Raw genomic sequence first — 212 nt, 5'->3', positions numbered from 1 at the left:
GCTGGTGCGGGGCCGGGGGTGCCGGGTGTGGTGCTGTCTGTGGTGGGGATCCGGGGTGGGATCTTGTCGGTGAGGCGTTTGCGGATGAAGCCGAGGGGGTTGTCGACCTGGGTGGGGAGTCCTGCGGTGAGGGCGCTGGTGAGGTAGTCGACGCCGACGCCTCGGGCGAGCCATTCCGCCGCCAGGGGCTCCAGTGCTGCGCAGTCGCCGGC

At 71.7% G+C, this 212-nt stretch carries 1 pseudogene; it reads right to left on the bottom strand.

What is annotated here, in order from left to right:
- A pseudogene (locus IF17_RS0136030) lies at positions 1-212 on the bottom strand (MarR family transcriptional regulator); the annotation flags it as partial.

Origin of the sequence: Streptomyces cyaneofuscatus, assembly GCF_000718135.1 — a bacterium.
Lineage (GTDB): Bacteria > Actinomycetota > Actinomycetes > Streptomycetales > Streptomycetaceae > Streptomyces > Streptomyces cyaneofuscatus.
The sequence above is the reverse complement of the archived record's forward strand: the minus strand, read 5'-3'. Positions and strand labels throughout refer to the sequence as shown.